Genomic DNA, 21,627 nt, shown 5'->3' with positions numbered 1-21,627 from the left:
CTTCTGACGGTGCGACTTGCCTTGCTTACTCGTAACCTGATTTTGGCTGCCGGCGCGTGTCAGCCGGAAAGCCGCTCCGGGGAGAACCGTGCTTCCACCGGTGCCGGGCCGGATGTCGGGGCCGACGCCTTTCTGCGGGCGTATGAGCACAGCTTTTATGGCTGCACCGCTACCGGTTTCCTTATCTGCGCGGCCGATGGTGGGGATGCCCTCGAGCTCTACTGCCGGGGCCGCACGTACTCGCTCGAGCTGGAAGCCTGTTTGGGGAGCGAACATACGTTCGACGTTTTCTACCAGGGCCGGGCGGTAGGCAACTTTCTGTACAGCCCGGACTTCGAGGGCGCATCCGACTTTCTGCTCTTCATCGACGACCCGGCTCTTGCGGCCCGACTGGATGGTTTCAGGGACAAAGCGCTGCAAGCCGTAACGGACGGTCAGCTGCCGGACGGCCCGGAATACAGCACCCGCCAACGTGGCCGAAACGCAAAAAAGCCCATCCGGCAACCGGATGGGCTTTTCAATTGCAAAAGGGGCGCCTAGCGGGCCAGCTTTTTCTTCAGGTTCTCGTCGAGGGCTTCCAGGAACTCCTCGGTGTAGAGGTAGTCGCGGCCGTGCTCTACTTTGTTGCCGTGGATGCAGACGGCCAGGTCCTTGGTCATCTTGCCGCTTTCCACGGTTTCGATGCACACGGCTTCCAGAGCGTGGCAGAAGTCAATCAGCGCCTGGTTGTTGTCCAGCTTGCCGCGGAACTCCAGGCCCCGGGTCCAGGCAAAGATGGAAGCAATGGGGTTGGTCGAGGTGGGCTTGCCCTTCTGGTGGTCGCGGTAGTGGCGCGTTACGGTGCCGTGGGCGGCTTCGGCTTCCATGGTGCCGCCGTCAGGTGTAACCAGGGTAGACGTCATCAGCCCCAGTGAGCCAAAGCCCTGGGCTACGGTGTCGCTCTGCACGTCGCCGTCGTAGTTTTTGCAGGCCCACACGAAGTTGCCGTTCCACTTCAGCGCCGAAGCCACCATGTCGTCGATCAGGCGGTGCTCGTAGGTGATGCCGGCAGCGGTGAACTTCTGCTGGTAGTCCTGCTCGTAGATTTCCTGGAAGATGTCCTTGAAGCGGCCGTCGTACTTCTTGAGGATGGTGTTCTTGGTGCTCAGGTACAGCGGCCAGCCTTTCATCAGGGCCTGGTTGAAGCAGGCGTGGGCAAAGCCGCGGATGCTTTCGTCGGTGTTGTACATGGCCAGGGCCACGCCGTCGCTCTTGAAGTTGTAAACTTCAAACGACTGGGTCTCGCCGCCGTCCTCGGGCTGGAAGGTGATGGTGAGCTTGCCTTTACCCTTGGTCACGAAGTCGGTGGCGCGGTACTGGTCGCCAAAGGCGTGGCGGCCGATGCAGATGGGCGCGGTCCAGTTCGGCACCAGGCGGGGCACGTTGCTCATCACGATAGGCTCGCGGAACACGGTGCCGTCCAGAATATTGCGGATCGTGCCGTTGGGCGACTTCCACATCTGCTTCAGGTTGAACTCCTTTACGCGCTCCTCGTCGGGCGTGATGGTGGCGCACTTGATGCCCACCCCGTACTGCTTGATGGCGTTGGCCGCGTCGATGGTGACCTGGTCGTTGGTCTGGTCGCGGTACTCGATGCCCAGGTCGTAGTACTTGATGTCCAGTTCCAGGTAGGGCAGGATCAGCTTGTCCTTGATAAATTTCCAGATGATGCGGGTCATCTCATCACCATCAAGCTCCACTACGGGGTTGGCTACGTTGATTTTCGTCATTGCGTGAAAAGGTAATTGGGGTAGAGAGTACGCTCGTGCCGGGCGCGGCCTGGTACTACGCGCCGGAAACTTCTTAGGCTCACCGGCCGGGCAGTAGCAGCAGCAATAATAAGCAAGGATTGCGGACGATACCCCCACTCTGCCGGGTCGGAAGCAAACCAGCAGCCCGGGCAGCCCCTGATGGCAGGTAGTACGGCGCGAGTTTGACGGGACGCGGGAACGGGCAGAAAGCGGAAAACGGCTTATCTTCAGCAGCCGAATTTCGTTGCTGAAAATCTTTCGCCGCCTCCGCCGGGGCTACCCGTGATGATGAAAATAATGCAGCTCTGCGGGCTGCTGCTGTTGCTGCCCCTGCTTTGCGGCGCCCAGACGCCGCCCGTTCCGGCCGACGTCACCCTGCAGTTGGTCCAGCCGGATTCCGACCACCAGTTCTTTCTGATGTCCCGCCCCAGCGGCATCCCCGGCAAAAAGGTGAGCCATTATATGGTGGTGCGCTACCTGCGCGAGGGCAAAGAGGTGAAGCTCCCGCTTACCCCGCTCGACTCGGCCCGGACCTGTGCCGGCTGGCCCACGACGAATGTGAACATCTTCTTCGTGAACAACCAGCTCGGGTTCCTGTATGGCAGCACCATCGGCTACGGCTACTGCTCATTCACGTACCGCACCGTCGACGGGGGCAAGAGCTGGACGCGGGTTATGCTAGACGCTCAGCAGCGGGCCGACGCCGCCTACCGCGACGCGCTGTTCATGTTCAACGAAAAGCAGGGAATCATCCTGGCCTACCTCCTCAAAGGCCGCCTTACCTACTACCTCACCGCCGACGGCGGGCTGAGCTGGACCGAGAAGTGCCTCCCGATTTTGGCGCAGGAAATCAGCGGGCACGCCCACGGGCTCGGCACGTATCTGCAGCCGTTCTACTCGAAGAGCGGCAGTATCGTGCTGGTCACCAAGCAGGAAGTAGGCCTGGCGCCGGTGTCGTTCACCGTTTTCCGGTCCGAGGATTTTGGGCAGAGTTTCCGGATCATGAAGTAAGTCGCAGCCGGGAGTAGGCAACAGGATCAGAGCAGCCCCTCGTCCGCAAAGCTGTAGTAGCCCTGGTCGGTATAGATGAGGTGGTCGAGAATGGGCAGGTCGAGCAGCATCCCTCCTTCCTTGAGCTTGCGGGTCAGGGCAATGTCGGCGGTGCTGGGACTGCGGTTGCCGCTGGGGTGGTTGTGCACCAGAATTATCGAGGAAGCCAGTTGTTCCAAAGCTTCCTTGAAGATAAGCTTGGGGTCGGCTACGGTGCCGGCCACGCCTCCGCGGCTGATGCTGACTTTGCGCATCACCCTATTGGCCCGGTTGAGCAGCACCACCCAGAATTCCTCGTGGGGCAGATCCTGCAGGTGGGGCCGGATAACGTGGTAGATGTCGCGGGAGCAGGTGATGATGGCGCGGGCTGCGGCGTCGGCGTCTTTGCGCCGCCGGCCCAGCTCCAGAGCCGCCACAATGGTAATAGCCTTGGCCTCCCCAATGCCTTTATGACGCATCAGTTCCTTTATTGACAGGCGGGCCAGTTCGTTGAGGTCGTTGCCGGTGGCGGCCAGAATCAGCTTGGCCACGTCGACCGCAGAGAGCTTAGCGGTGCCCGAGCCCAGCAGGATAGCCAGCAATTCAGCGTCGGAAAGGGCTGCCCGGCCTTTGAGCAGCAGCTTTTCCCGGGGCCGGTCTTCCTCGGCCCAGCTCTTGATACTGAAACCCTGAGCGGCCTGGTAGGGTTTAGGAGCCGGGGTAGTCCCGGCCATCGTGTCTGGCAACGTCATAAGGCACCGGAATTGATAGATAGCGCCCCAAGTAAAGTAAAATTTCACCTCGTGCGTCTAGCGGCGCAACCGCCCGGCGCTTTTGTGCCAGTGCCCGGGCTTACCTCTCTTTCCCTGTTATGTCACGAAGCGTTTTGCCGTTTATCTTTTTAGCGCTGATAGTGGTGGGCGAATGGTACGGCTACCAGGCCGTACGGGCCCTGGTTCAGCATTCCACCCCCGGTACCCGCCGCCTGACCACCATTCTGTACTGGCTTTTCACGTTGGTTGTGTGGGGCCTGGGCTTCTGGGCCATGAGCACCCGGCGCGACCATGCCTCCTACAAGTCTTACTTCGGCGGGCTGCTGCTGGCCATGGTAGCCGCGAAAATCGTCATCCTGATTCCCCTGCTGGTCGAAGACATCGTCCGCGTAGGGCGCTGGGTATATCAGTCGTTCAGCACCCCGGCCGGCAGCACCGGTGATGAAAAAGCCATTTCCCGCAGTGAGTTTCTAAGTAAAGCCGCCCTGCTGGCCGGGGCAGTGCCCTTCGTAGCGCTGCTCTGGGGCATGGTCAAGGGCGGCACCGACTACACCGTAAAGCGTGTGTCGCTGCGCTTTCCCAACCTGCCGGCCTCCTTCGACGGGTTTAAGATCGTGCAGATTTCGGACCTGCACACCGGCTCGTTCCAAAGCAAGGAGCCGCTGCGCAAGGCCGTCAGCCTCATCAACCAGCAGCAGGCCGACCTGGTGTTCATGACCGGGGACCTGGTCAACAACTTTGCCCACGAGGTGGAGGAGCACATCGACACCCTGGCCGGCATTCAAAGCAAGCTGCCCATCTTCTCGGTGCTCGGCAACCACGACTATGCCGACTACGTGGACTGGGATACGATGGGTGGGGCATCGGCCAAGTCGGCCAACCTGGCCCGCATCAAGCAGAACCACGCCAAAATGGGCTGGAACCTGCTGCTCGACGAGGCCCGCACGATCGAGCGGGGTGGGGAGAAAATCAGCATCCTGGGCGTACAGAACTGGGGGGCCCGCGGGTTTACCCAGTACGGACAGCTGCACAAGGCCCACGCCGCCGCCGACACCGGGGCGCCGTTCAAGATCCTGCTCTCGCACGACCCTTCGCACTGGGACGGGCAGGTGCACGAGTACCCTGACATCGACCTCACGCTTTCGGGCCATACCCACGGCATGCAGTTCGGGGTGAATCTGCACTGGCTGAAGTGGAGCCCGGTGCAGTACGCCTACAAGCAGTGGGCCGGGCTTTACCAGCGCGGGCAGCAGTACCTGTACGTGAACACCGGGCTGGGCTTTATCGGCTACCCGGGCCGGGTTGGCTTCCTGCCCGAAATCACGGTGTTCGAGCTGCGCCGGGCATAATTGAACATGCCTTTTTTGACTGCCCAGAAAGGCTCCGTATCAGACGATACGGGGCCTTTTTCCTGGGCTGATTTTGCATAAGCACAACCACAGCGCAACCAGGGCCGTATAGGCGCTATTGCTAATTTTTAGCATTTAAACCTGATTTCACTTCTTCCTTTTTTATGAAAACGACCCTGCTGCTCCTCACCTGCGCCGGTGCCCTGTCTATGGCGGCCTGCTCCCAGGAAAAAACCACCGATACCACCACGACCACGATGGAAGGCGGCGCTAATGCTACGGCGACCACGACCTCGGACGAAACCTACCGCACCCGTGCCAATACGGTGGCAACCCGGATGGCTTCGGATATGAAAATCCAGGATACGGCCACCGTTTCGCGCATGCGCACGGCGTACTACAACCGCGCCCGCCGCATGGACGAGATGCGTAGCAAGTACACCTCCGATACCACTGGTATGTACCGCGCAATGCGCGACCTCGACATGGAAACCGACCAGGAGTTCAAAACCATCCTGACCGACCCCACCCAGTACTCGGCGTACGAGTCGAACCGCACGACCTACTACGATGATTCCGCCTACGGTGACGACGCCAGCATGTCGGCCTCCGGCTCGGACATGAGCACTTCCGGCTCGGCCTCTTCGGCGGATATGTCCTCTACTTCCGGCTCGAGCACTGAAGGCGGCAAGCTGAAGGTAAAGCGCGACGGTGATGTTAAGATCAAGGATGCCCAGGGCAACAAGACCAAAGTCGATGGCGACGACGGCACCCTGAAATCCAAGCCCGAAGACGGCGGCAAATCCGTAATCCGCTAACCGGCTACTTTTTGCCCGGATCTGGGATAGTAAGCCCGCACCGCTGCAACGGTGCGGGCTTTTTTTGGCTCATTTGTTGGCTACCTTGCGGTAAAGGGGCCGTTTACTGAGTTCATGAATCTTGCTTTTCCTTTTCTTCCGGGCACCCCGACTGCGTGGGCCAGCCGCGCCCCGTGGCTGGTTTTCCTGCTGGGCATCGTGCTGCTGCTCAGCTCGTCAAAGGCCGTGGCGCAGAATACCATCCGGGTAACGGGCTCGGTTTCGGAGGCAGCTACCCGCAAGCCCATACCGGGCGCTTCGGTCGTGGTGCAGCGCACCAGGCGCGGCGTACCGGCTTCCAACGAGGGCGACTTCAGCCTCGACGTCACCAACACCGACACGCTGCTGTTCCGGGCTGTGGGCTTTAAGCCCCAGCGCTATATTCTGGGCGGTACCGGACTTTCTCAGATAGTCGTGCAGATTAAGCTGGTGCGTGACAGCGTGATGCTGGGCGAGGTGCGCGTGCAGGAAGGTCGCCCGGACCGGGCCGAGATTAACCGGGCCCTGCGCAACATCAAGCGGCCGGCGCCCAAGCCCAATGCCGTGAAGCGTGCCCCGGCGCCCAAGCCCCTGTTTGCCGTTGACAGCACCGCGCCGAAAGCGCCTACCCCCACCATGGAAAGCCCCGTCAGCCTGATCTATGAGCAGCTTTCGCGGGAAGGCAAGGAGCGGCGCAAGATGGCGGAAATCCAGGCTCAGGAAAAGGAAAAGGCCCGGCTTGAGGCTTTGCGCAAAGCGAAGACCAAGTACAACCGCAACTTCAAGGACAACCGCGGCTACGAAGTCGAATAGCGGCCCTGCTCCGACGCCGTAACCCAACCCCGGCCGTAATTGCGCGTAAGTCCGGTCTATGCGAATCGGTTATCCCTGCGTCAACGAGTCTATCGACTGCACCTCCTCTTCCACCTTCCGGCTGGCCTCCTACTCCGATGAGCGGGTGCAGACGGCAGTAGCCGGCAACCTGGCCTGCCTGCGGCGTATTCTGGAGTATAACGTGGCTCACGAGCTGCGCTTTTTCCGGATCAGCTCCGGTATCGTGCCCTTCGGCTCCCACCCCGTGAACGTATTTCCGTGGCAGACCCACTTTGCCGCGGAGTTCCGGGCTCTGGGCGACTATATCAAGGCCGAGCAGCTTCGCATCTCCTTCCACCCCGACCAGTTCGTGGTGCTTAACTCGCCCAGCGCCGACATCGTGCAGCGCAGCGTGGCTGAACTGGTGTACCAGGGCTCGATGCTGGATTTGATGGAACTTGACTCCACCGCCAAGCTGCAGATCCACGCTGGCGGCCTCTACGGGGACCGGGAAGTTGCGCTGGAGCGGTTTATTGCGACCTATCATACTCTGCCGGAGGCAGTAAAAGCCCGGCTGGTGGTTGAAAACGACGACCGGCTGTTCAGCCTCCGCGACTGTCTGCGTCTGCACGAAGCCGTGGGCGTGCCCATCCTGTTCGACAACTTTCACCACGAGTGCCTCAACCACGGGGAGCCGATGACCGAAGCCCTGCGTCTGGCCGCCGCTACTTGGCACCCCGAGCGTGACGGCGTGCTGATGATGGACTACAGCTCCCAGTCGGTGGGCGAGCGGAAAGGCAAGCATACATCGTCGCTCGACGAAGCGCAGTTTCGTGCCTTCCTGGCTGACCTCGGCGACCTGGACGTGGACATGATGCTTGAAATCAAAGACAAAGAAGCCAGCGCCAACCGGGCCGTGGCCATCCTGCGGGAGCTCGGCCTGGTACCGGTCACCGCTTCTATATCATAATTCCTTCACCTGCTTTTTCCTCTTATGGCAGCTTCCCCGCTCACTGATCAGCTCACTGCTACTATCAACGCCCTGCGCGGCGGCCTGACAGCTATTCCCATCAGTGCCGCGATGGACACAACCGAAGCCTGGCAGCAGCACTTCCTGCAAAGCGGCGTTCCCGATCAGCAGGACATTGCCCGCGAAATAGGCAACCTGCAAACGCTGCTTTCAGCCGAAACCCTTGACGGAGCCGCCATCGGCCGCTCTCTTTCCATGTTGGGCTCCCAGACGCTCCAGCTAGCGCAGGGCTCGGAAGGTGACGTACAGTCGAACCTGCGCACCCTTGGCGACCTGCTCCTGCGCATAGGCAGCGATCTGGACAAATAGCACCTACTGCCCCGACGAAAAAGGCCACCTGACCAAATCAGGTGGCCTTTTTTCAGCCCTGCTCCTTGAAAAAGCGAAAAAAACAACCGGCCGTCGGGGCAAAAAGAAACCGCCGGTAGTTTCTACCGGCGGTTTGCTGCTGTCAGAAGGGGAGCCTACTGAGCCGACGAATTGGTTTTGGCGGGCTTCACTTTGGTCTTAGCCTTCATGTTGCCATCCTTCATTTTCATTTTGCCGTCTTTGTCGGCTTTAGCCTTCATTTTGCCTTTACGGCCGCTTTCCATGGCGCCGGTGCTCATGCTGCCGGTGTCGGAAGTACCGGTGCTCATCGTGCCGCTGCCTGACGTACCGGTTCCCATCGAACCGCTACCCGATGTACCGGTGCCCATCGAGCCACTGCCCGAGGTGCCCGAGTTCATCGATCCGGAAGTGCCGGTGCCCATTGAGCCACTGCCCGAAGTACCCGTACCGGTACCCATAGTACCGCTACCCGAGGTGCCATTGTTCATGGTACCGTTGTTCATGGTACCGTTGTTCATGGAGCCGCTGGTTGAGGAGCCGCTCATTGAAGAGCCGCTGGTCGTACCCGTAGTACCGCTTTGCATGGAGCCCGTACCCATCGAGCCGCTGCCCGAGGTGCTGCCACTGTTCATCTGGCTGCCGGAAGTGGTGCCGGTTGTACCAGTGCGGTTGGTGCTGCTACCGGTTGTGCTGCCCGAGGTGGTCGAAGCAGGGGTGGTAGACTGAGCCGAAGCGGAGGTGATACCGGCGGCGAGAAGCGAAGCGAAAATCCAAGCAGTTTTCATAGTGGTGGTTTTTGGAGTGGTAGAGTGCAAGTATGTCCGCAGGTCTTCTGAAAGGACCGTCGGTACGGGCTCATACGTCAAAACCGGCTACTGCGTTAGCGGTAAAGCCGTCAAATACCGGCTCCCCGATAAAGATTATAGTTTAAAGTCCTTAAAATTCAACTCGTTGCCTTTGTACGCAGCAGCAGCATCAATCATTTCGACCCCGTATCCGTCTGGCTAGCTACTGCCAGTAAAGCTTGTATGCAACCCACGGGGGCCGGCTTAGCCTCTCCAAGGCAGCATCAGCCTCAATGCGGAGCGAAATACCGGCCTGGTCAGACAGAAGCTTAACCTGACTAAACCTTTTCTGCCCGCCGGGATGTTCCGGATAGTCCGCTCCGAGTGAAGACCCGGCAGTCACCCTCTCTACCTGACTTTAATACGCTTACCCAGCCTATCACGTGGTAACTACTCTACTTACCCGCATACGTATGCGGCCTTTTTCGGGTGCTACCCGCCTTCTTGTCCTTGCCACAACCCTGCTGGCGTTGAGTGTGCCCCTCGGCGCCTGGACCCGCCCCTCCGATCCAAGCCACAAGCTCACGGTTCTTATCAGGGGCTTTCACTCCAACCAGGGCGGAGTGGTGGTCTTGCTGTTCCGGGGCGCTGAAGGGTTCCCGTTGCACCAGGCAGCGGCCTACCAGACCCGCCGGGTCCTGATATCCAACCGGGAGTGCCCGGTGGTTTTCGACAACCTGCCCCAAGGCCGTTACGCCGTAGTAGCGTATCACGACGTAAATGGCAACAACCAATGGGACCGGCAAGGCGTCGAAGGGACTACCTGCTCACAGCTTGCCGTTCAGCCCTCAGGGCCACCCACCTACATGGAGGCCAGCTTTCCGCTGTCGGCTCCCCGGCAGGGACTTCAGCTGACGATGTGGTATTAACCCTAGTGTGAGGCCGGGCCGCCCACAACTTTTGCCAGCTCGGTGTCAATGCGGGCAATCAGGTTCTGAAGTTCGCCCGGAACGTCATCTTCTGCCCGAACCGTCTTTACACTGCCATCCGGCTGATGAATGGTCAGGATCGTGGACGGCAGATCGGATGTGTTGCTGGTATACTGCGCCTGCAGGCCGGCGAAGCCCATTTGCTCGGCCTCTTTTAGAATTGCTGTAATGACATCGGCGGGAAGCTGAAGCTGAAAGGTGCCAATCTTAGGCACATTCTCCTGGCCGGTGTACGTCACGCGCCCATCAGCCCAGAAGGTGGCTATGAACGTCGGGCAGTTTCCCAGACAGCGCGTTTTGGCAAACACCAGCACCGGGCTTTTCGGGGCTTCGGCTTCGGAGGCAGGCTCTACTGACACGTGCTTGACCGTTTTCGGTCTTTTGCCGGGAGCAGCATCCGGCATCTCTGGCTGCGTGACGACGGGCTCCTGAATAACGGGCGACTTTATACCGCCCGTTTCCGCTACCGGTTCCGTCGGCACACTTGGCGGCAAGGTGTTGATCCTGTCTGGCTTGACGCGGGACTTTGTGCCGCCCGTTTCCGGAGCTGGCGTTGTTGCAGGAGCAGGCGTTTCGACTAGGACGGGCTGGGCCGGGGCCTCCACCTTGGCCGGGCGGGGCGTCTTGATTCGTCCGGGAATTGGCTTATAGCCGCCGGTTTCCGGGGTTGGCGTGGTAGTCGCGGGCGTTGGCGTGGTGGTGTGGGGAGAGCCAACCGGAGTCGGGGTCGTATGGGTGCGCACCGGCGGCGTCACCGTGCCCACTGCGGGACCGGAACTGGTGGGAGCAGAGAGCACCGGAGTGGAAACGCGCGCAGGCCCGGCCGGCTGAGGAGCGGATGGCCTATCCGGCCGGGGCTCCCGACCCGGGCGGGGCGGACGGTTGCGGTAGCGCTCTGAGGCATACCCGGTATCGGGATGAGTCCCGTAGTAGTTCACGGTGCAAGCCGGCAGTAAGCTTAGTCCCAGCAAAGCCAGAGCCACTGCGGAAACCGGGCGAAGCCAGCGGGTTAGGCGGCTGGTCAGGGAACCCAAAACGGGGCTATGGCCAGGCGTAACGGAAGACGAAAAAGAGAGTAGAGTTGCCATAAGTCAGATAAAAAAAGTTGGGGTTGCTGACACAATATCAAAAAACCACCCAATTGCTATGTATCCTACTTGCCTCGCTAGCTCTGTTTATATATCTAACATCAAATCAACACAATAAAAATTTTCTATTCCTTGAAAAAAAGTTCCAAATGCCAGGATTTTATTCCTAGTAATTGTTTCGCGCCTTGTTCCGGGGATGCTAAAAGCAGGCACCAAGGCTTATTTTTCACCTAAGTCGAGCCTGGTCTTCACACCTAGCTGGATGGCCTGTGCCTCGCTGCCCCGACTCCCTGACCGATCAGGCGCAAAGCCTCACTAATCCAGCGAAAGTGGCAGGCCCGGTAACCCTAAGCACCTGGCAAAGCAATCTGGCGGCCTCTACTTCACCCTACCAGCCAATCAAAGCTAGCCTGACCCGCACGCCTGGATGGCATCGGAGCCCGGCTTTATTAGGCCGTGATAAGGTCGCGCTTGGTACCAGGCGGGTAGCTACGCGCTTATGCTACAGTGCCGGGAAGGAGTGGCGTGCAAACATCTGGTCGTGCTGAAGGGAAAGTAACACGGCTGCTCTGCCAGCCCGTAGCCATTCGTCCTTGAGGCAAAAAATCCCCGCAGTACGCAGGTTTTTTTTGTGACGGGCCACGGGCAGCCAAGCTTGCTTGTCCCGGCAGAGGCGTCGAAATGCCCTTTTCAGCCATGGCATCTGCCCTCTGGAACCGTGGTCAAAAGCGGTGTAAGCCGAACCCCGGGCCGTTCCTTCACAAGAATGAATGGGGTGCTGGGAAGGGTAAGCGGGCACAAACGGCGGCAGGTAAACTTCCCGCGTGTTATTTTGCCAGTAAAGTCCCACCAAATGTTTCCTGCCACCCGCTGGAAACTGCTAATTTATCCCAATGACCACTCTCGAAAACTATACCCTTGGCCGCTGGGCACCCGGCGCTGAGTCGCCGCAGGAGATGCTCGACGCCAGCACCGGCGAAGTCATTGCCCTGGCTCACACCGAAGGTTTTGACTTCGCCTCGATTCTTGACTACGGCCGCCGCGTGGGTAACCCCAGGCTGCGCAAAATGACGTTTCATGAGCGGGGCCGCATGCTGAAGGCCCTGGCCTTCCACCTGCAGGAGAAAAAGGAGATTTTCTATGAGCTGAGCTACCGTTCCGGTGCCACCCGCGCCGACTCCTGGATTGACATCGAGGGCGGCATCGGCAACCTGTTTGCCAATGCCTCCCTCCGCCGCAAGTTTCCCGACAAGCCCTTCTATGTGGAAGGTGAGCCGGTTGGCTTGTCGAAGGGCGGCACCTTTATGGCCCAGCACCTGCTGGTGCCTCGCGAAGGCGTGGCCGTTCATATCAACGCCTACAACTTCCCCATCTGGGGCATGCTGGAGAAAATTGCGGTGAACCTGCTGGCCGGCATGCCTGCCGTAGTAAAGCCCGCCGTTCCCTCGGCCTACCTCACCGAGGCCGTCGTGCGCGAAATCATTGCTTCGGGCATTTTGCCTGAAGGTGCCTTGCAGCTCGTGGTAGGCTCCGGGCAGGGTATTCTGGACCACGTCACGTACCAGGACGTGGTGACGTTCACCGGCTCAGCTTCTACCGGCCGCAAGCTGCGGGCCCACCCGCGCATTATCGAGGAAGCCGTACCCTTCACCATGGAGGCCGACTCGCTTAACGCCGCCGTGCTGGGCGTGGATGCCCGACCGGGCACGCCCGAGTTTGACTTGTTTGTCAAGGAAGTCCGCAAGGAGATGACCGCTAAGTGCGGGCAGAAGTGCACCGCCATCCGCCGCGCCATCGTGCCCGAAAACCTGCTGGAAGACGTGCAGATTGCTCTGGGCAAGGCCCTGGCGCAAACCACCATCGGCCACCCGCAGGCGGAAGGCGTCCGGATGGGCGCCCTGGCCGGTCGGGCCCAGGCCGAGATATTCCGCGAGCGGGTGCGCCATCTAGCTCAGAACACGCCCATCGTGTACGGCGACCTGGAAACCGTGGATCTGCTGGGCAAGGAGCGCGGGGCCGACTTCGCGAAAGGCGCCTTCACCTCCCCCATCGTGCTGCTCAACAAGGAGCCCTTCCGCCACCTCGACAGCCACGAAATTGAAGCCTTTGGTCCGGTAGTAACCCTGATGCCCTACCGCGAGACCGAAGAAGCCATTACCCTGGCGAATATGGGCAAAGGCTCGCTGGTGTGCTCTTTAGCGACCAACGACCCGCGCACGGCCCAGGACTTCGTGCTGGGTGCTGCCACGCACCACGGCCGCATCCTGATATTGAACGGCGAAATGGGCAAGGAAAGCACCGGCCACGGCTCCCCACTCCCCATGCTCATTCATGGCGGGCCCGGTCGGGCCGGGGGCGGGCAGGAAATGGGCGGCATCCGCGGAGTGGAGCACTTTATGCAGCGCGTAGCCCTGCAGGGCTCACCCAGCATGATTACGGCCATTACGGAAGTCTACCAGACCGGTGCCCGTCAGCTGGAGCGCGACAAGCATCCCTTCCAGCACTACTTCGAAGAGCTGGAAATCGGGCAGACCTATACTACCCACCGGCATACCGTCACGGAGGCGGATATCAGCGCCTTCGCCCAGGTGTCGGGCGACAATTTCTACGCCCACGTGGATGCTACTTCGCTGGAAGGCACGCTCTTCACCGGCCGGGTGGCGCACGGCTACTACATCCTGAGCAAAGCCGCTGGCATGTTCGTGGACCCGCGCAAGGGCCCGGTGCTGCTTAACTACGGGCTCGACGAGTGCCGCTTTACCAAACCCGTGTACCCCGGCACCACTATCGGCGTGCAGCTGACCGTGAAGGAGAAAGTGGGCCAGGAAAAGCGCGACGAAACCGACGTGGCCAAGGGCATCGTGCGCTGGCTGGTGACCATCACCGACGAAACCGGTGAAACCGTGGCCGTGGCTACGATTCTGACCATGGTCAAGAAAAAAAACCAGGAATAGCCTATCTCATCGGGCAGGGTGTGCCGGCTACCGCCCGCACACTCTGCTTTTCTTCGCCTCACTGATACTTTGCATGCCTACCACTAATACAACGGCCGCCGGCCGGGTCACCGTCTCTTCCAGCGCCGATGGCGTAGCCACCATTTCTTTTTTTCATCCTTCCCACAACTCATTGCCCGGGGCTCTGCTAACCGAACTGGCCCAAACCATAACGGCCGTCGGGCAGGATGAGAGCACCAAAGTCATCATCCTGCGCAGCGAAGGCGAAAAAACCTTCTGTGCCGGCGCAAGCTTCGACGAGCTCGTGGCCATCGAAAACGAAGCCCAGGGGCTGACGTTCTTTTCGGGTTTTGCCCAGGTAATCAATGCCTGCCGCACCTGTCCCAAGATTATCCTGGGCCGCGTGCAAGGCAAAGCCATCGGCGGCGGCGTGGGCGTGGCCGCGTCTACCGACTACTGCTTTGCCACCACCCAGGCCTCGGTAAAGCTCAGCGAACTGGTCGTAGGTATTGGTCCGTTTGTGGTAGGACCCGCCGTGGAGCGTAAAATCGGTGTGTCGGCCTACGCCCAACTGGCGCTGGATGCGGGAGAATTTCAAACGGCGCAGTGGGCTCAGCAGAAGGGGCTGTACCATGAGGTAGTAGAATCAGAAGCGGCCCTCGATGCGGCCGTGGAGGCTTTTGCGGCTAAGCTCACGGCCTACAATCCCGAAGCGTTAACGGATCTGAAGCGCGTCATCTGGGCCGGCACCGAGCACTGGGATACGCTGCTGGTCGAGCGCGCCGCCATCAGCGGGCGCCTGGTGCTGTCCGACTTCACCCGACAGGCCATTCAGCGCTTTAAGGCCCGGTAACGACGCCTAGCTTATGTATTGCCATATTCTACAGCAAAGTAGATTCAAACATTTTAAATGGAAAAAATTCTTATAACTGGAGGTGGTGGATTTATCGGCGGCAGCCTTGCGGAAGAGCTTTCTAAAGACCCTCGTAACATTATTTATCTTTTTGACAATTTTTTAACCAGTTCTCTGGGCAACATTCCAATAAATAAAAACATTTATTTTGTCAAAGGGGATGTCAATAAGAAAAACGAGCTTAAAGCTTTAATGAAAGCACATCGATTTGATCATGTATTCCATTATGCAGCGGTGGTAGGCGTGAAAAGAACATTAGAAAACCCCATCGGTGTTTTAAATGACATAGAAGGAATAAAAAATATATTAAAATTTTCACATCATACCGGGGTAAAAAGGGTCTTCTTTTCATCTTCGTCTGAGGTGTATGGAGAGCCTGTGGAGCACCCACAAAACGAAGCTACCACACCATTGAATTCAAAGCTCCCTTATGCAATTGTAAAAAACATCGGGGAAGCTTACTGCAAATCATTTCAAAAAGAGTACGGCTTGAAGTATACCGTGTTTAGATTCTTTAATACGTATGGACCTCGTCAAAGCAGAGATTTTGTTATTCCGCGCTTCATCCACCAGGCCCTCAATAACGAGAACATAACTATTCATGGCGAGGGCACACAAAGACGTACTTTTTGTTACATCCAAGATAACATAGACTTTACTTTAAAAACTTTACAAACCCATCATTATGTTAATGACACCGTAAATGTAGGCTGCGGCATTCAAACCTCAATAATTGATCTTGCCAAATTGATTATCCGGTTAACCGGATCTGACTCTAAAATCATTCATCTTCCTCCTTTAAAGGAAGGAGATATGAGCATGAGAATGCCTGACAACAGCAAAATGATAAACTTATTAGACCGTCCACTTAAGCCCCTGGAAGAGGGTTTAATGGAACTTATAAAGATTGAATCTACACGTAAATCAAGAATTGTATGCATGTAGAAAAAGCCAAATACACAAAACGTGTTGAGAATGATGAAACTTATTCAGAAATAAGATTTCTGGCAAATTCTTATTTCCAAAAATACAATTTAAGAAAGACAGGTTCAACATCCCTATACGTAAGAGGCATAATCTTATTTATCTTGTCTTTGACTTCATACTGGATTCTCTTAAATTCCTCTCAATTTGTTATAGCTCAGGCAGGCTACCTTTCATTTGGGTTGTGCTTGCTAATATTGGGAATGACGCTGGGACATGATGCCGCTCACCACTGCCTGACTGGCAAGCTACGATGGGACAACAAAATATTTCAAACCATATTTATACTCCAGGGCTTAAACCCGTCATGGTGGAAAAGAAAACACAACAACTCTCACCATCCATACCCTAATGTATCTGATTTGGATTCAGATCTAGAAATAACATCCCTTCTCCGACTGTCACCATTTCAAAAGTCAAGAGGCATTCACAAATTTCAACACCTATACGCACCGTTCCTGTACATTTTTTCCTCTTTGATTTGGATAGTGATATACGACTTTAAATTGCTTTTCAAAACGAAACACGGAAATCTTATCCTTCGGAAAAATGACTCCAATGTCTATACTTTTGCAATTATAAAAATCGTGTATTTTGCAATATATTTAGCAATACCAATGCATTTCTCATCACTGCCAGCATTTGAAATAGCGACGGGCTTTTTGATTATGCATGGAATACTTTCTTTATTCGTCACTTTTACTTTTTTTATTTCCCACCATGTTACTTATACTCACTATACGCATTGTGGTCATCAACAAAATATAAATACTTCCTGGCTAGAACAACAGATAGCATCTACGGTAGACTTTCATCCACAGAGCAAACTTTTTAATTGTATCTTTGGAGGATTCAATACTCATGTAGCACACCATTTATTCCCTAGTGTCTCTCACGTTCATTATCCTGTACTTACACAGATAATAAAATCTGTATTACAAGAAAAAGAAACCAAGTACCATGCAATAACATTTGCCGGGGGAATTTGCGCTCATTTGAAGCATCTAAAAAACTTAGGAAGGGCTGCGTGATCAGAAAAGCTGTAATATCCATGCATGACACTTCTCCTGCATTTCTGAAGGAAACAGAAGTTGTGTTGAACACCATAACCCAAAAAAAATCCTTTCTTATTACGCCTTTGTGGCACGGCAAAGTTGGACTGGATTATCATTTTAGCGAACTAGTAAAATCCGAGGACTTGGCACTCCATGGCTATATGCACATATCTTCCTATTTCGACCCGTACTCAATTCTATATGGCAATAAAAACATATCACGTGAATTTTTAAACCTAGATCTCGAAGAGACAAAAAGAATTATTGGGTTCGGAAAAAAAATATTCAAAGATCATCTGGGTTTTTCGCCTAAAGGGTTTATTCCACCCATGTGGTATCACAACAGACACATGATAATGGCTTTGAAAGAACTAGACTTTGAATATACTGAAAGCTGGACTGAGTTTTTGAATTTAAGAAATGGCAAAAATTATTTTTCATTTCCCCTCAGCCTGGATTATGGCCGAAATATTTTATTAAGCAATCTATATTTGATAGCCTGGAGAAACTACTTAAAATGGAAACAACCCAAAATTATTCGCATTGCTATTCATCCTTCCGATATTGGCAATGGTCTGTTACCTAAGATTAGAGGGGTGATACAGCTCCTAGAAGAACAAGGGTGCACATTTGTAACTTACTCAGAGCTATTTAACGAAACTCAACTATGATTTCACTAATAATTTGCACGCTGAACGAAGAAAAGTATTTACCAATGCTGCTAGACAGCATAGAAATTCAGCAAGGGCCCTTTGAAGTAATTGTAGTAGATGGAAATTCCACAGACAATACTGCAAAAGTGGTTCAAAACTATGCGCAACGATCCTCAGAACCTGTTCAGCTGGTAACAATGGAAGAAGCTGGATTATCTAACCAAAGAAACAAAGGCGTTGAGAAAGCAAAATATGAGCATTTACTTTTCTTGGACGCCGACGTGGTGCTTCCTGCGGGTTTCCTTAAAGACAGCCTTACGCAAATAAAAAACAAGGATATACCATTTGCAGGGACAAAAATATATGCAGCCGAACCAGGCCGAACCTATCGAATCACCTATTACATGTACTCTCATTACTACCTACCTTTGATGAGACTGTTTAATCCTGTAATCCATGGTTGTTCAATCTTTACAACCAAAGAAATGCATTACAAGATCGGCGGCTTTCAGCAAGACGTTACTTTCGAAGATTTTAGATACTCTAAAATGGCTGCCCAGTACTATCGCCCCGTCTTATTAAAAAACATCTACGTTCGTACTTCTGCTAGGCGGTTTTACAACGCTACTCCCAGAGAACTAGCAGAGCTGGTGGTTTCGGGGCTTTACTCTTTATTTAAAGCCGGAATGGATGGCAAAAGCTTTATGAAAAAGTTTCATGAAAATTATGGGAAACACGGGACACCAAAATACTAATTATATATGATCGAAAAGTGCATGTATTTTGAGCGAATACATCATTTAATTCTTATAAAAGCATAAAAATCAATTGAAATTATTACTGAGCTCGTATCTGAAATTTTTTCTGCAAAATTGCTGTAGAATGATCACATCTGCGCTTCGATTCGGGAACTCCCAGTGCTTGATTAATGCATAACCCAGCCCCTCGTACGCAGACGTTTGACACGGTTAAAAACGTGCGTGGAAATAGGGCTACGTGAAGTAGAGAAGCGTCCCTTGCAGCAGCGTCAGCATCAAGGTAACGCCCCAGAAAGCAGCTTTGCGGTTTTTGTGGCGCAGCAGTAAAATAGCCACCCACGCGCCGGGCAGCGTAGCGAGGTGCAGCACTTTTTCGGCAATGCGCCGTTGTCCCCGCTGGGCTTTGCGTTTATCCAAGGTAAACAGCAGGAAGCACAGGAGATTGAAAAACAACAGGCAACTCAAGAGTAGTTTCATGGTGCGGGAGGCAGGCCTTTCTGAGTAGGCTATTTTGGGTTTCGGCCTGGGTGGTCGCTGTATGGGTATGAACCGGTTGGGCGGGTTCAAAAAGAGCGAGGAAGACGTGAAGCCTACCTTTATTAAAGGACATCCCGTCAGCATCAATTACTATTAATTCTTTCGCTGCTGCCTTTCTGCAGCCTGCACGCCTAGGTATACCCCACAAACAAAAAACCCGCTCTACATTACTGTAAAGCGGGTTTTTAGTGGAGCTGCAGGGAGTCGAACCCTGGTCCAGACAAGGAAACCGTCGAGCTTTCTACGTGCGTATCTACGCTTGAATTTTCGTGGTAGTCCAGGCGCGCATCAGGCCCTTAGACTACCCTTAGATGCGATTAGTTTTCGCCGCGAGGTCACACCTCCCTTGCGACTATCTTCTACTTACGACGCCCCGAACTCACCCGTGTAAAAGAAAACGGGTGCGGGACGATGACATTACCTAATACCTAGACTAGGCAGCCATGGCGTAGCTATACTCGCCAGTTATTGTTCGAATGATTTTTTAACAGGAGATCCACTCAACTCCTGGCACGCTTACTCGCGACCTGCGCAAGCTGTCAATTCCGGTCAGCCCCAAATGGTAAAGAACGATGCCCGCCACAAGTACGCGGGGTGCGAATGTACGCACATCGGGGAGAAAACGCTGAAAACCGGCAAAATTGTTCCACCGGAACGTGGTTTCAGGAGCCTGCTGCACCAAAAGGCTTCTGAAACCACCGGGCGCGCGGCAAAGCGTGGGGCTCTACCGCAACTGCTTGCTCCGGCTGCCCTGCTTGCCGGCCGTGGCCTGGGGCTGAAAGGCAGGCTGACCGGTTTGCCAGAGGCTAAAGCTCAGCAGGTCGGCCATTACCTCGAACTGCTTCTGCTTGGAATCCCCGATGCCGTGACCAGCGTCGTAATCGGTGAAAAACAATACGGGCTTGCCTGACGTCGAACTGGCCTGCAGGCGGGCGGCAAACTTGGCTGGCTGCCAGGCAATCACGCGCGGGTCGTTGAAACCGGCCGTAATCAGCGCCGCGGGGTAGTTGATGCCTTTCTGCAGGTGCAGGTAGGCGTCCATTTCCAGCAGGGCTTTGCATTCGTCCTCTTTCTGCACGGTGCCAAACTCGGGCACGTTTACGGGACCGTTCGGGGAGTTCTCCAGGCGCACGGCATTCAGGCAACCAACCTCTGGTATAGCCACGGCAAACAGGTCGGGGCGCTCCGTCATGGCCCGGCCAATGAGGATACCGCCCGCACTGCCGCCGTTGATGGCAATCCGTCCCGGGGCCGTGTACTTGTTTTTTACCAGGTAATCGGCGCTGGCAATCAAGTCTTTCCAGGTATTGGGCTTGGTAGCTTTCTGGCCCGCCTTGTGCCACTCCTCGCCCAGCTCGCCGCCGCCGCGCACGTGCGGAATGGCTAACACGCCCCCCTGCCGGGCCCAGAGCAGATACAGCGGGGAGAAAAACGGGCCGGTCGACTTGGCATACGCGCCATACCCCACCATCAGTACCGGTGCCGAGCTGTTGCGGGGGGTGCCCTTCTGGTAAATCAAAGAAAGCGGCACGGATACGCCGTCGTGCGAGGGTACCGTAATTTCCTCTACGACCAGATCCGAAAACTCCGGATACTGTACCTCCGACGACAATGGCTCGTTCCGGAACTGGTGGGTCGCGGCCGTGTACCGGTAGCGCTGCCGATCTGAAGTCCAGCCCACCGGCAGCACCCAGAGGTCAGAAGACCGGACGTTCTTGGTTTGCAGTTCAATGGTACCGGCGGGCCGGGGCAGCGCAATTTGCTCTATGGTTTTGCTGCCGTTGGCGATGAAGTAAAGCTTGGCCTCCACCCCGTTTCTGGTGCGCACAAAGTACAGTCCGTCGCTGGTCACCCGAAACTGCTCGTCGCTGATGGCCTCATCGGCACTTTCCGGCACCAGTTCCTCGGCCGTTGCTACCTCGGGCCGGGCCGTGGGCATGCGCATGATTTTCTGCCGCGGGGTGTTTTTCGACGTCACAAAATAGATATACTGCTCGTTCCCGGCGAAATTGGTCACTTCCTGCTCCGAGCGGAACAGGGGCTGCCAGCTGATCTTGGGCTTGCCCAGGTCTGATGCGGGTGCGTAATAGGCCCGGATGTAGCGGTCGACAGTATACAGCAGACCGCAGAGCAGCTTGGTGTCGTTGTCGTAAAAGGCGTAGGCGTACTCTTCGGGCTTGATGCCCAGCGCGGGGTACGTCCGGGCCGAGAAAACCGGCCGGTCCTGGCTCTGGGGGGTGCCTACCCGGTGCAGAAACGACTGCGTGTTAAGGCGGGCTTCCGTATCCTTTACGTCGGCGCTGTTGAGCGGGGTGTACGTGAAGCTGTTGTGGTCCGGCAGCCAGTCGCCGGACCCGCCCAGGGCCAGCGGGCTGAGGCGCTCGGGGTAAAGCTGGCGGGTTTTCACCTCCATCACCAGCCCCTGCCCCACTTCCGAACCCTTTTCGCTCAGGGCAAAGGCCACCTTGGAGCCATCGAAGGAGGGCGTGAAGGTGTTGATGGTGTACATTTTACCTTTCTCGAAGCTCTCCGGATCGAACAGCAGAACCTCGGCACCCTGGTACCCGTCGCGGCAGTAGAGCTTGGGCTGCTGGTCCTGGGGCCGGGTCTTGAGGTAGAAGTACCGGTCGTTTTCGGTGATGATGAGCCGGGTGACGCGGGCTGCCTTGCGCGAGTCGAGGTCCTTCATCTTGCTGATCAGCCCCTGCCGGCCCGGAATACCGTCGAGCGTACGGCGGGCGTAGTCAGCCTGGGCCTTCATCCAGCTGCGCACGGCCGTGTCGTCGAGGTTTTCGAGGTTGCGGTACGGGTCGACCACCTGCACGCCGAAGTAGGTGTCCGTGGCGGGTGTCGAGGGTGCGGCCGGCGGGGTGCCCGGCTGGGCCTGGGCGCCGACAGTCCACAGGGCGGCCCCCATCAGTACGTAACGTGCATTCATGCGCTTATAGTTAAGGGTGAAGA

General features: G+C 56.1%; 20 protein-coding genes and 1 other RNA gene. 14 read left to right on the top strand and 7 right to left on the bottom strand.

Annotation, left to right across the window (positions count from 1 at the left end; genetic code table 11):
• Positions 1–21: 21 nt before the first annotated feature.
• A complete protein-coding gene (locus tag LJY25_RS14480) occupies positions 22–540 on the top strand; it encodes a hypothetical protein (protein WP_227609067.1) in 519 nt (172 codons plus the stop codon).
• Here LJY25_RS14480 and LJY25_RS14475 read toward each other — a convergent pair.
• Complete coding sequence (locus LJY25_RS14475; protein WP_227609066.1) at positions 537–1,769, bottom strand: isocitrate dehydrogenase (NADP(+)); 1,233 nt, start codon at positions 1,767–1,769, stop codon at positions 537–539. The genes LJY25_RS14480 and LJY25_RS14475 overlap by 4 nt on opposite strands.
• A 309-nt stretch (positions 1,770–2,078) precedes the next feature.
• Between LJY25_RS14475 and LJY25_RS14470 the strand changes: the two genes are divergently transcribed.
• Positions 2,079–2,801 (top strand): WD40/YVTN/BNR-like repeat-containing protein, encoded by a 723-nt coding sequence (locus LJY25_RS14470; protein WP_227609065.1) that lies wholly within the window; start codon positions 2,079–2,081, stop codon positions 2,799–2,801.
• Between the two features lie 26 nt (positions 2,802–2,827).
• On the opposite strand, the gene radC is transcribed toward LJY25_RS14470, so the two are convergent.
• Positions 2,828–3,553 carry a RadC family protein gene (gene radC, locus LJY25_RS14465; RefSeq protein ID WP_227609221.1) on the bottom strand — a complete coding sequence of 242 codons (726 nt, stop codon included), beginning with the start codon at positions 3,551–3,553 and terminating at the stop codon, positions 2,828–2,830.
• Positions 3,554–3,690: 137 nt separating this feature from the next.
• Here radC and LJY25_RS14460 point away from each other — a divergent pair, with 137 nt between their 5' ends.
• The 5 genes from LJY25_RS14460 (at position 3,691) to LJY25_RS14440 (ending at position 7,929) form a co-directional block, all read left to right on the top strand.
• Positions 3,691–4,941, top strand: a complete 1,251-nt coding sequence (locus tag LJY25_RS14460) for a metallophosphoesterase (protein ID WP_227609064.1) — start codon at positions 3,691–3,693, stop codon at positions 4,939–4,941.
• A 164-nt stretch (positions 4,942–5,105) separates the two neighbouring features.
• A complete protein-coding gene (locus tag LJY25_RS14455; RefSeq protein WP_227609063.1) occupies positions 5,106–5,759 on the top strand; it encodes a hypothetical protein in 654 nt (217 codons plus the stop codon).
• Between the two features lie 114 nt (positions 5,760–5,873).
• Complete coding sequence (locus tag LJY25_RS14450; RefSeq protein ID WP_227609062.1) at positions 5,874–6,590, top strand: carboxypeptidase-like regulatory domain-containing protein; 717 nt, start codon at positions 5,874–5,876, stop codon at positions 6,588–6,590.
• Positions 6,591–6,648: 58 nt separating this feature from the next.
• Complete coding sequence (gene uvsE, locus LJY25_RS14445) at positions 6,649–7,560, top strand: UV DNA damage repair endonuclease UvsE (protein ID WP_227609061.1); 912 nt, start codon at positions 6,649–6,651, stop codon at positions 7,558–7,560.
• 24 nt (positions 7,561–7,584) lie between these two features.
• Positions 7,585–7,929: a hypothetical protein gene (locus LJY25_RS14440; protein WP_227609060.1), complete on the top strand. Its 345-nt coding sequence runs from the start codon at positions 7,585–7,587 to the stop codon at positions 7,927–7,929.
• A 155-nt stretch (positions 7,930–8,084) separates the two neighbouring features.
• Here the strand turns inward: LJY25_RS14440 and LJY25_RS14435 are convergent, their stop codons facing one another.
• Complete coding sequence (locus LJY25_RS14435) at positions 8,085–8,735, bottom strand: hypothetical protein (protein WP_227609059.1); 651 nt, start codon at positions 8,733–8,735, stop codon at positions 8,085–8,087.
• Positions 8,736–9,208: 473 nt separating this feature from the next.
• Here LJY25_RS14435 and LJY25_RS14430 point away from each other — a divergent pair, with 473 nt between their 5' ends.
• Positions 9,209–9,664, top strand: coding sequence for a DUF2141 domain-containing protein (locus tag LJY25_RS14430; protein WP_227609058.1), 456 nt, complete (start codon positions 9,209–9,211; stop codon positions 9,662–9,664).
• A gap of 2 nt (positions 9,665–9,666) precedes the next feature.
• Here LJY25_RS14430 and LJY25_RS21390 read toward each other — a convergent pair whose 3' ends face one another.
• Positions 9,667–10,521, bottom strand: a complete 855-nt coding sequence (locus LJY25_RS21390; protein WP_227609057.1) for a DUF6438 domain-containing protein — start codon at positions 10,519–10,521, stop codon at positions 9,667–9,669.
• A gap of 1,184 nt (positions 10,522–11,705) precedes the next feature.
• Here LJY25_RS21390 and paaZ point away from each other — a divergent pair.
• From paaZ to LJY25_RS14395, 6 genes are all read left to right on the top strand, one after another.
• A complete protein-coding gene (gene paaZ, locus LJY25_RS14420; RefSeq protein ID WP_227609056.1) occupies positions 11,706–13,766 on the top strand; it encodes a phenylacetic acid degradation bifunctional protein PaaZ in 2,061 nt (686 codons plus the stop codon).
• Between the two features lie 73 nt (positions 13,767–13,839).
• Positions 13,840–14,619 carry an enoyl-CoA hydratase/isomerase family protein gene (locus LJY25_RS14415; protein ID WP_227609055.1) on the top strand — a complete coding sequence of 260 codons (780 nt, stop codon included), beginning with the start codon at positions 13,840–13,842 and terminating at the stop codon, positions 14,617–14,619.
• 57 nt (positions 14,620–14,676) lie between these two features.
• On the top strand, positions 14,677–15,624 hold the full coding sequence (locus LJY25_RS14410; RefSeq protein ID WP_227609054.1) for an NAD-dependent epimerase/dehydratase family protein: 948 nt from the start codon (positions 14,677–14,679) through the stop codon (positions 15,622–15,624).
• Positions 15,615–16,694 (top strand): fatty acid desaturase family protein, encoded by a 1,080-nt coding sequence (locus LJY25_RS14405; RefSeq protein WP_227609053.1) that lies wholly within the window; start codon positions 15,615–15,617, stop codon positions 16,692–16,694. Before LJY25_RS14410 ends, LJY25_RS14405 begins: the two co-directional genes overlap by 10 nt.
• A 20-nt stretch (positions 16,695–16,714) precedes the next feature.
• Positions 16,715–17,389 (top strand): DUF2334 domain-containing protein, encoded by a 675-nt coding sequence (locus LJY25_RS14400; RefSeq protein ID WP_227609052.1) that lies wholly within the window; start codon positions 16,715–16,717, stop codon positions 17,387–17,389.
• Complete coding sequence (locus LJY25_RS14395; RefSeq protein WP_227609051.1) at positions 17,386–18,126, top strand: glycosyltransferase; 741 nt, start codon at positions 17,386–17,388, stop codon at positions 18,124–18,126. The genes LJY25_RS14400 and LJY25_RS14395 overlap by 4 nt, the downstream gene beginning before the upstream one ends.
• A 237-nt stretch (positions 18,127–18,363) precedes the next feature.
• Here LJY25_RS14395 and LJY25_RS14390 read toward each other — a convergent pair whose 3' ends face one another.
• The 3 genes from LJY25_RS14390 to LJY25_RS14380 all read right to left on the bottom strand — a co-directional run bounded on the left by LJY25_RS14390 (position 18,364) and on the right by LJY25_RS14380 (position 21,604).
• On the bottom strand, positions 18,364–18,606 hold the full coding sequence (locus LJY25_RS14390; RefSeq protein ID WP_227609050.1) for a DUF1294 domain-containing protein: 243 nt from the start codon (positions 18,604–18,606) through the stop codon (positions 18,364–18,366).
• Between the two features lie 246 nt (positions 18,607–18,852).
• Positions 18,853–19,223: a transfer-messenger RNA gene (ssrA, locus tag LJY25_RS14385) on the bottom strand.
• A gap of 167 nt (positions 19,224–19,390) precedes the next feature.
• On the bottom strand, positions 19,391–21,604 hold the full coding sequence (locus LJY25_RS14380) for a prolyl oligopeptidase family serine peptidase (protein WP_227609049.1): 2,214 nt from the start codon (positions 21,602–21,604) through the stop codon (positions 19,391–19,393).
• Positions 21,605–21,627 lie beyond the last annotated feature (23 nt).

It is taken from the genome of Hymenobacter translucens, assembly GCF_020685205.1.
In the GTDB taxonomy this organism is placed as follows: domain Bacteria; phylum Bacteroidota; class Bacteroidia; order Cytophagales; family Hymenobacteraceae; genus Hymenobacter; species Hymenobacter translucens.
The sequence above is the reverse complement of the archived record's forward strand: the minus strand, read 5'-3'. Positions and strand labels throughout refer to the sequence as shown.

What these genes read in the sequence shown, in the direction of transcription:
- LJY25_RS14475 (WP_227609066.1), bottom strand. Translation starts at nt 1,769, where the DNA reads ATGACGAAAATCAACGTAGCCAACCCCGTAGTGGAGCTTGATGGTGAT.
- LJY25_RS14470 (WP_227609065.1), top strand. Translation starts at nt 2,079, where the DNA reads ATGAAAATAATGCAGCTCTGCGGGCTGCTGCTGTTGCTGCCCCTGCTT.
- radC (WP_227609221.1), bottom strand. Translation starts at nt 3,553, where the DNA reads ATGGCCGGGACTACCCCGGCTCCTAAACCCTACCAGGCCGCTCAGGGT.
- LJY25_RS14460 (WP_227609064.1), top strand. Translation starts at nt 3,691, where the DNA reads ATGTCACGAAGCGTTTTGCCGTTTATCTTTTTAGCGCTGATAGTGGTG.
- LJY25_RS14455 (WP_227609063.1), top strand. Translation starts at nt 5,106, where the DNA reads ATGAAAACGACCCTGCTGCTCCTCACCTGCGCCGGTGCCCTGTCTATG.
- LJY25_RS14450 (WP_227609062.1), top strand. Translation starts at nt 5,874, where the DNA reads ATGAATCTTGCTTTTCCTTTTCTTCCGGGCACCCCGACTGCGTGGGCC.
- uvsE (WP_227609061.1), top strand. Translation starts at nt 6,649, where the DNA reads ATGCGAATCGGTTATCCCTGCGTCAACGAGTCTATCGACTGCACCTCC.
- LJY25_RS14440 (WP_227609060.1), top strand. Translation starts at nt 7,585, where the DNA reads ATGGCAGCTTCCCCGCTCACTGATCAGCTCACTGCTACTATCAACGCC.
- LJY25_RS14435 (WP_227609059.1), bottom strand. Translation starts at nt 8,735, where the DNA reads ATGAAAACTGCTTGGATTTTCGCTTCGCTTCTCGCCGCCGGTATCACC.
- LJY25_RS14430 (WP_227609058.1), top strand. Translation starts at nt 9,209, where the DNA reads ATGCGGCCTTTTTCGGGTGCTACCCGCCTTCTTGTCCTTGCCACAACC.
- paaZ (WP_227609056.1), top strand. Translation starts at nt 11,706, where the DNA reads ATGACCACTCTCGAAAACTATACCCTTGGCCGCTGGGCACCCGGCGCT.
- LJY25_RS14415 (WP_227609055.1), top strand. Translation starts at nt 13,840, where the DNA reads ATGCCTACCACTAATACAACGGCCGCCGGCCGGGTCACCGTCTCTTCC.
- LJY25_RS14410 (WP_227609054.1), top strand. Translation starts at nt 14,677, where the DNA reads ATGGAAAAAATTCTTATAACTGGAGGTGGTGGATTTATCGGCGGCAGC.
- LJY25_RS14405 (WP_227609053.1), top strand. Translation starts at nt 15,615, where the DNA reads ATGCATGTAGAAAAAGCCAAATACACAAAACGTGTTGAGAATGATGAA.
- LJY25_RS14400 (WP_227609052.1), top strand. Translation starts at nt 16,715, where the DNA reads ATGCATGACACTTCTCCTGCATTTCTGAAGGAAACAGAAGTTGTGTTG.
- LJY25_RS14395 (WP_227609051.1), top strand. Translation starts at nt 17,386, where the DNA reads ATGATTTCACTAATAATTTGCACGCTGAACGAAGAAAAGTATTTACCA.
- LJY25_RS14390 (WP_227609050.1), bottom strand. Translation starts at nt 18,606, where the DNA reads ATGAAACTACTCTTGAGTTGCCTGTTGTTTTTCAATCTCCTGTGCTTC.
- LJY25_RS14380 (WP_227609049.1), bottom strand. Translation starts at nt 21,604, where the DNA reads ATGAATGCACGTTACGTACTGATGGGGGCCGCCCTGTGGACTGTCGGC.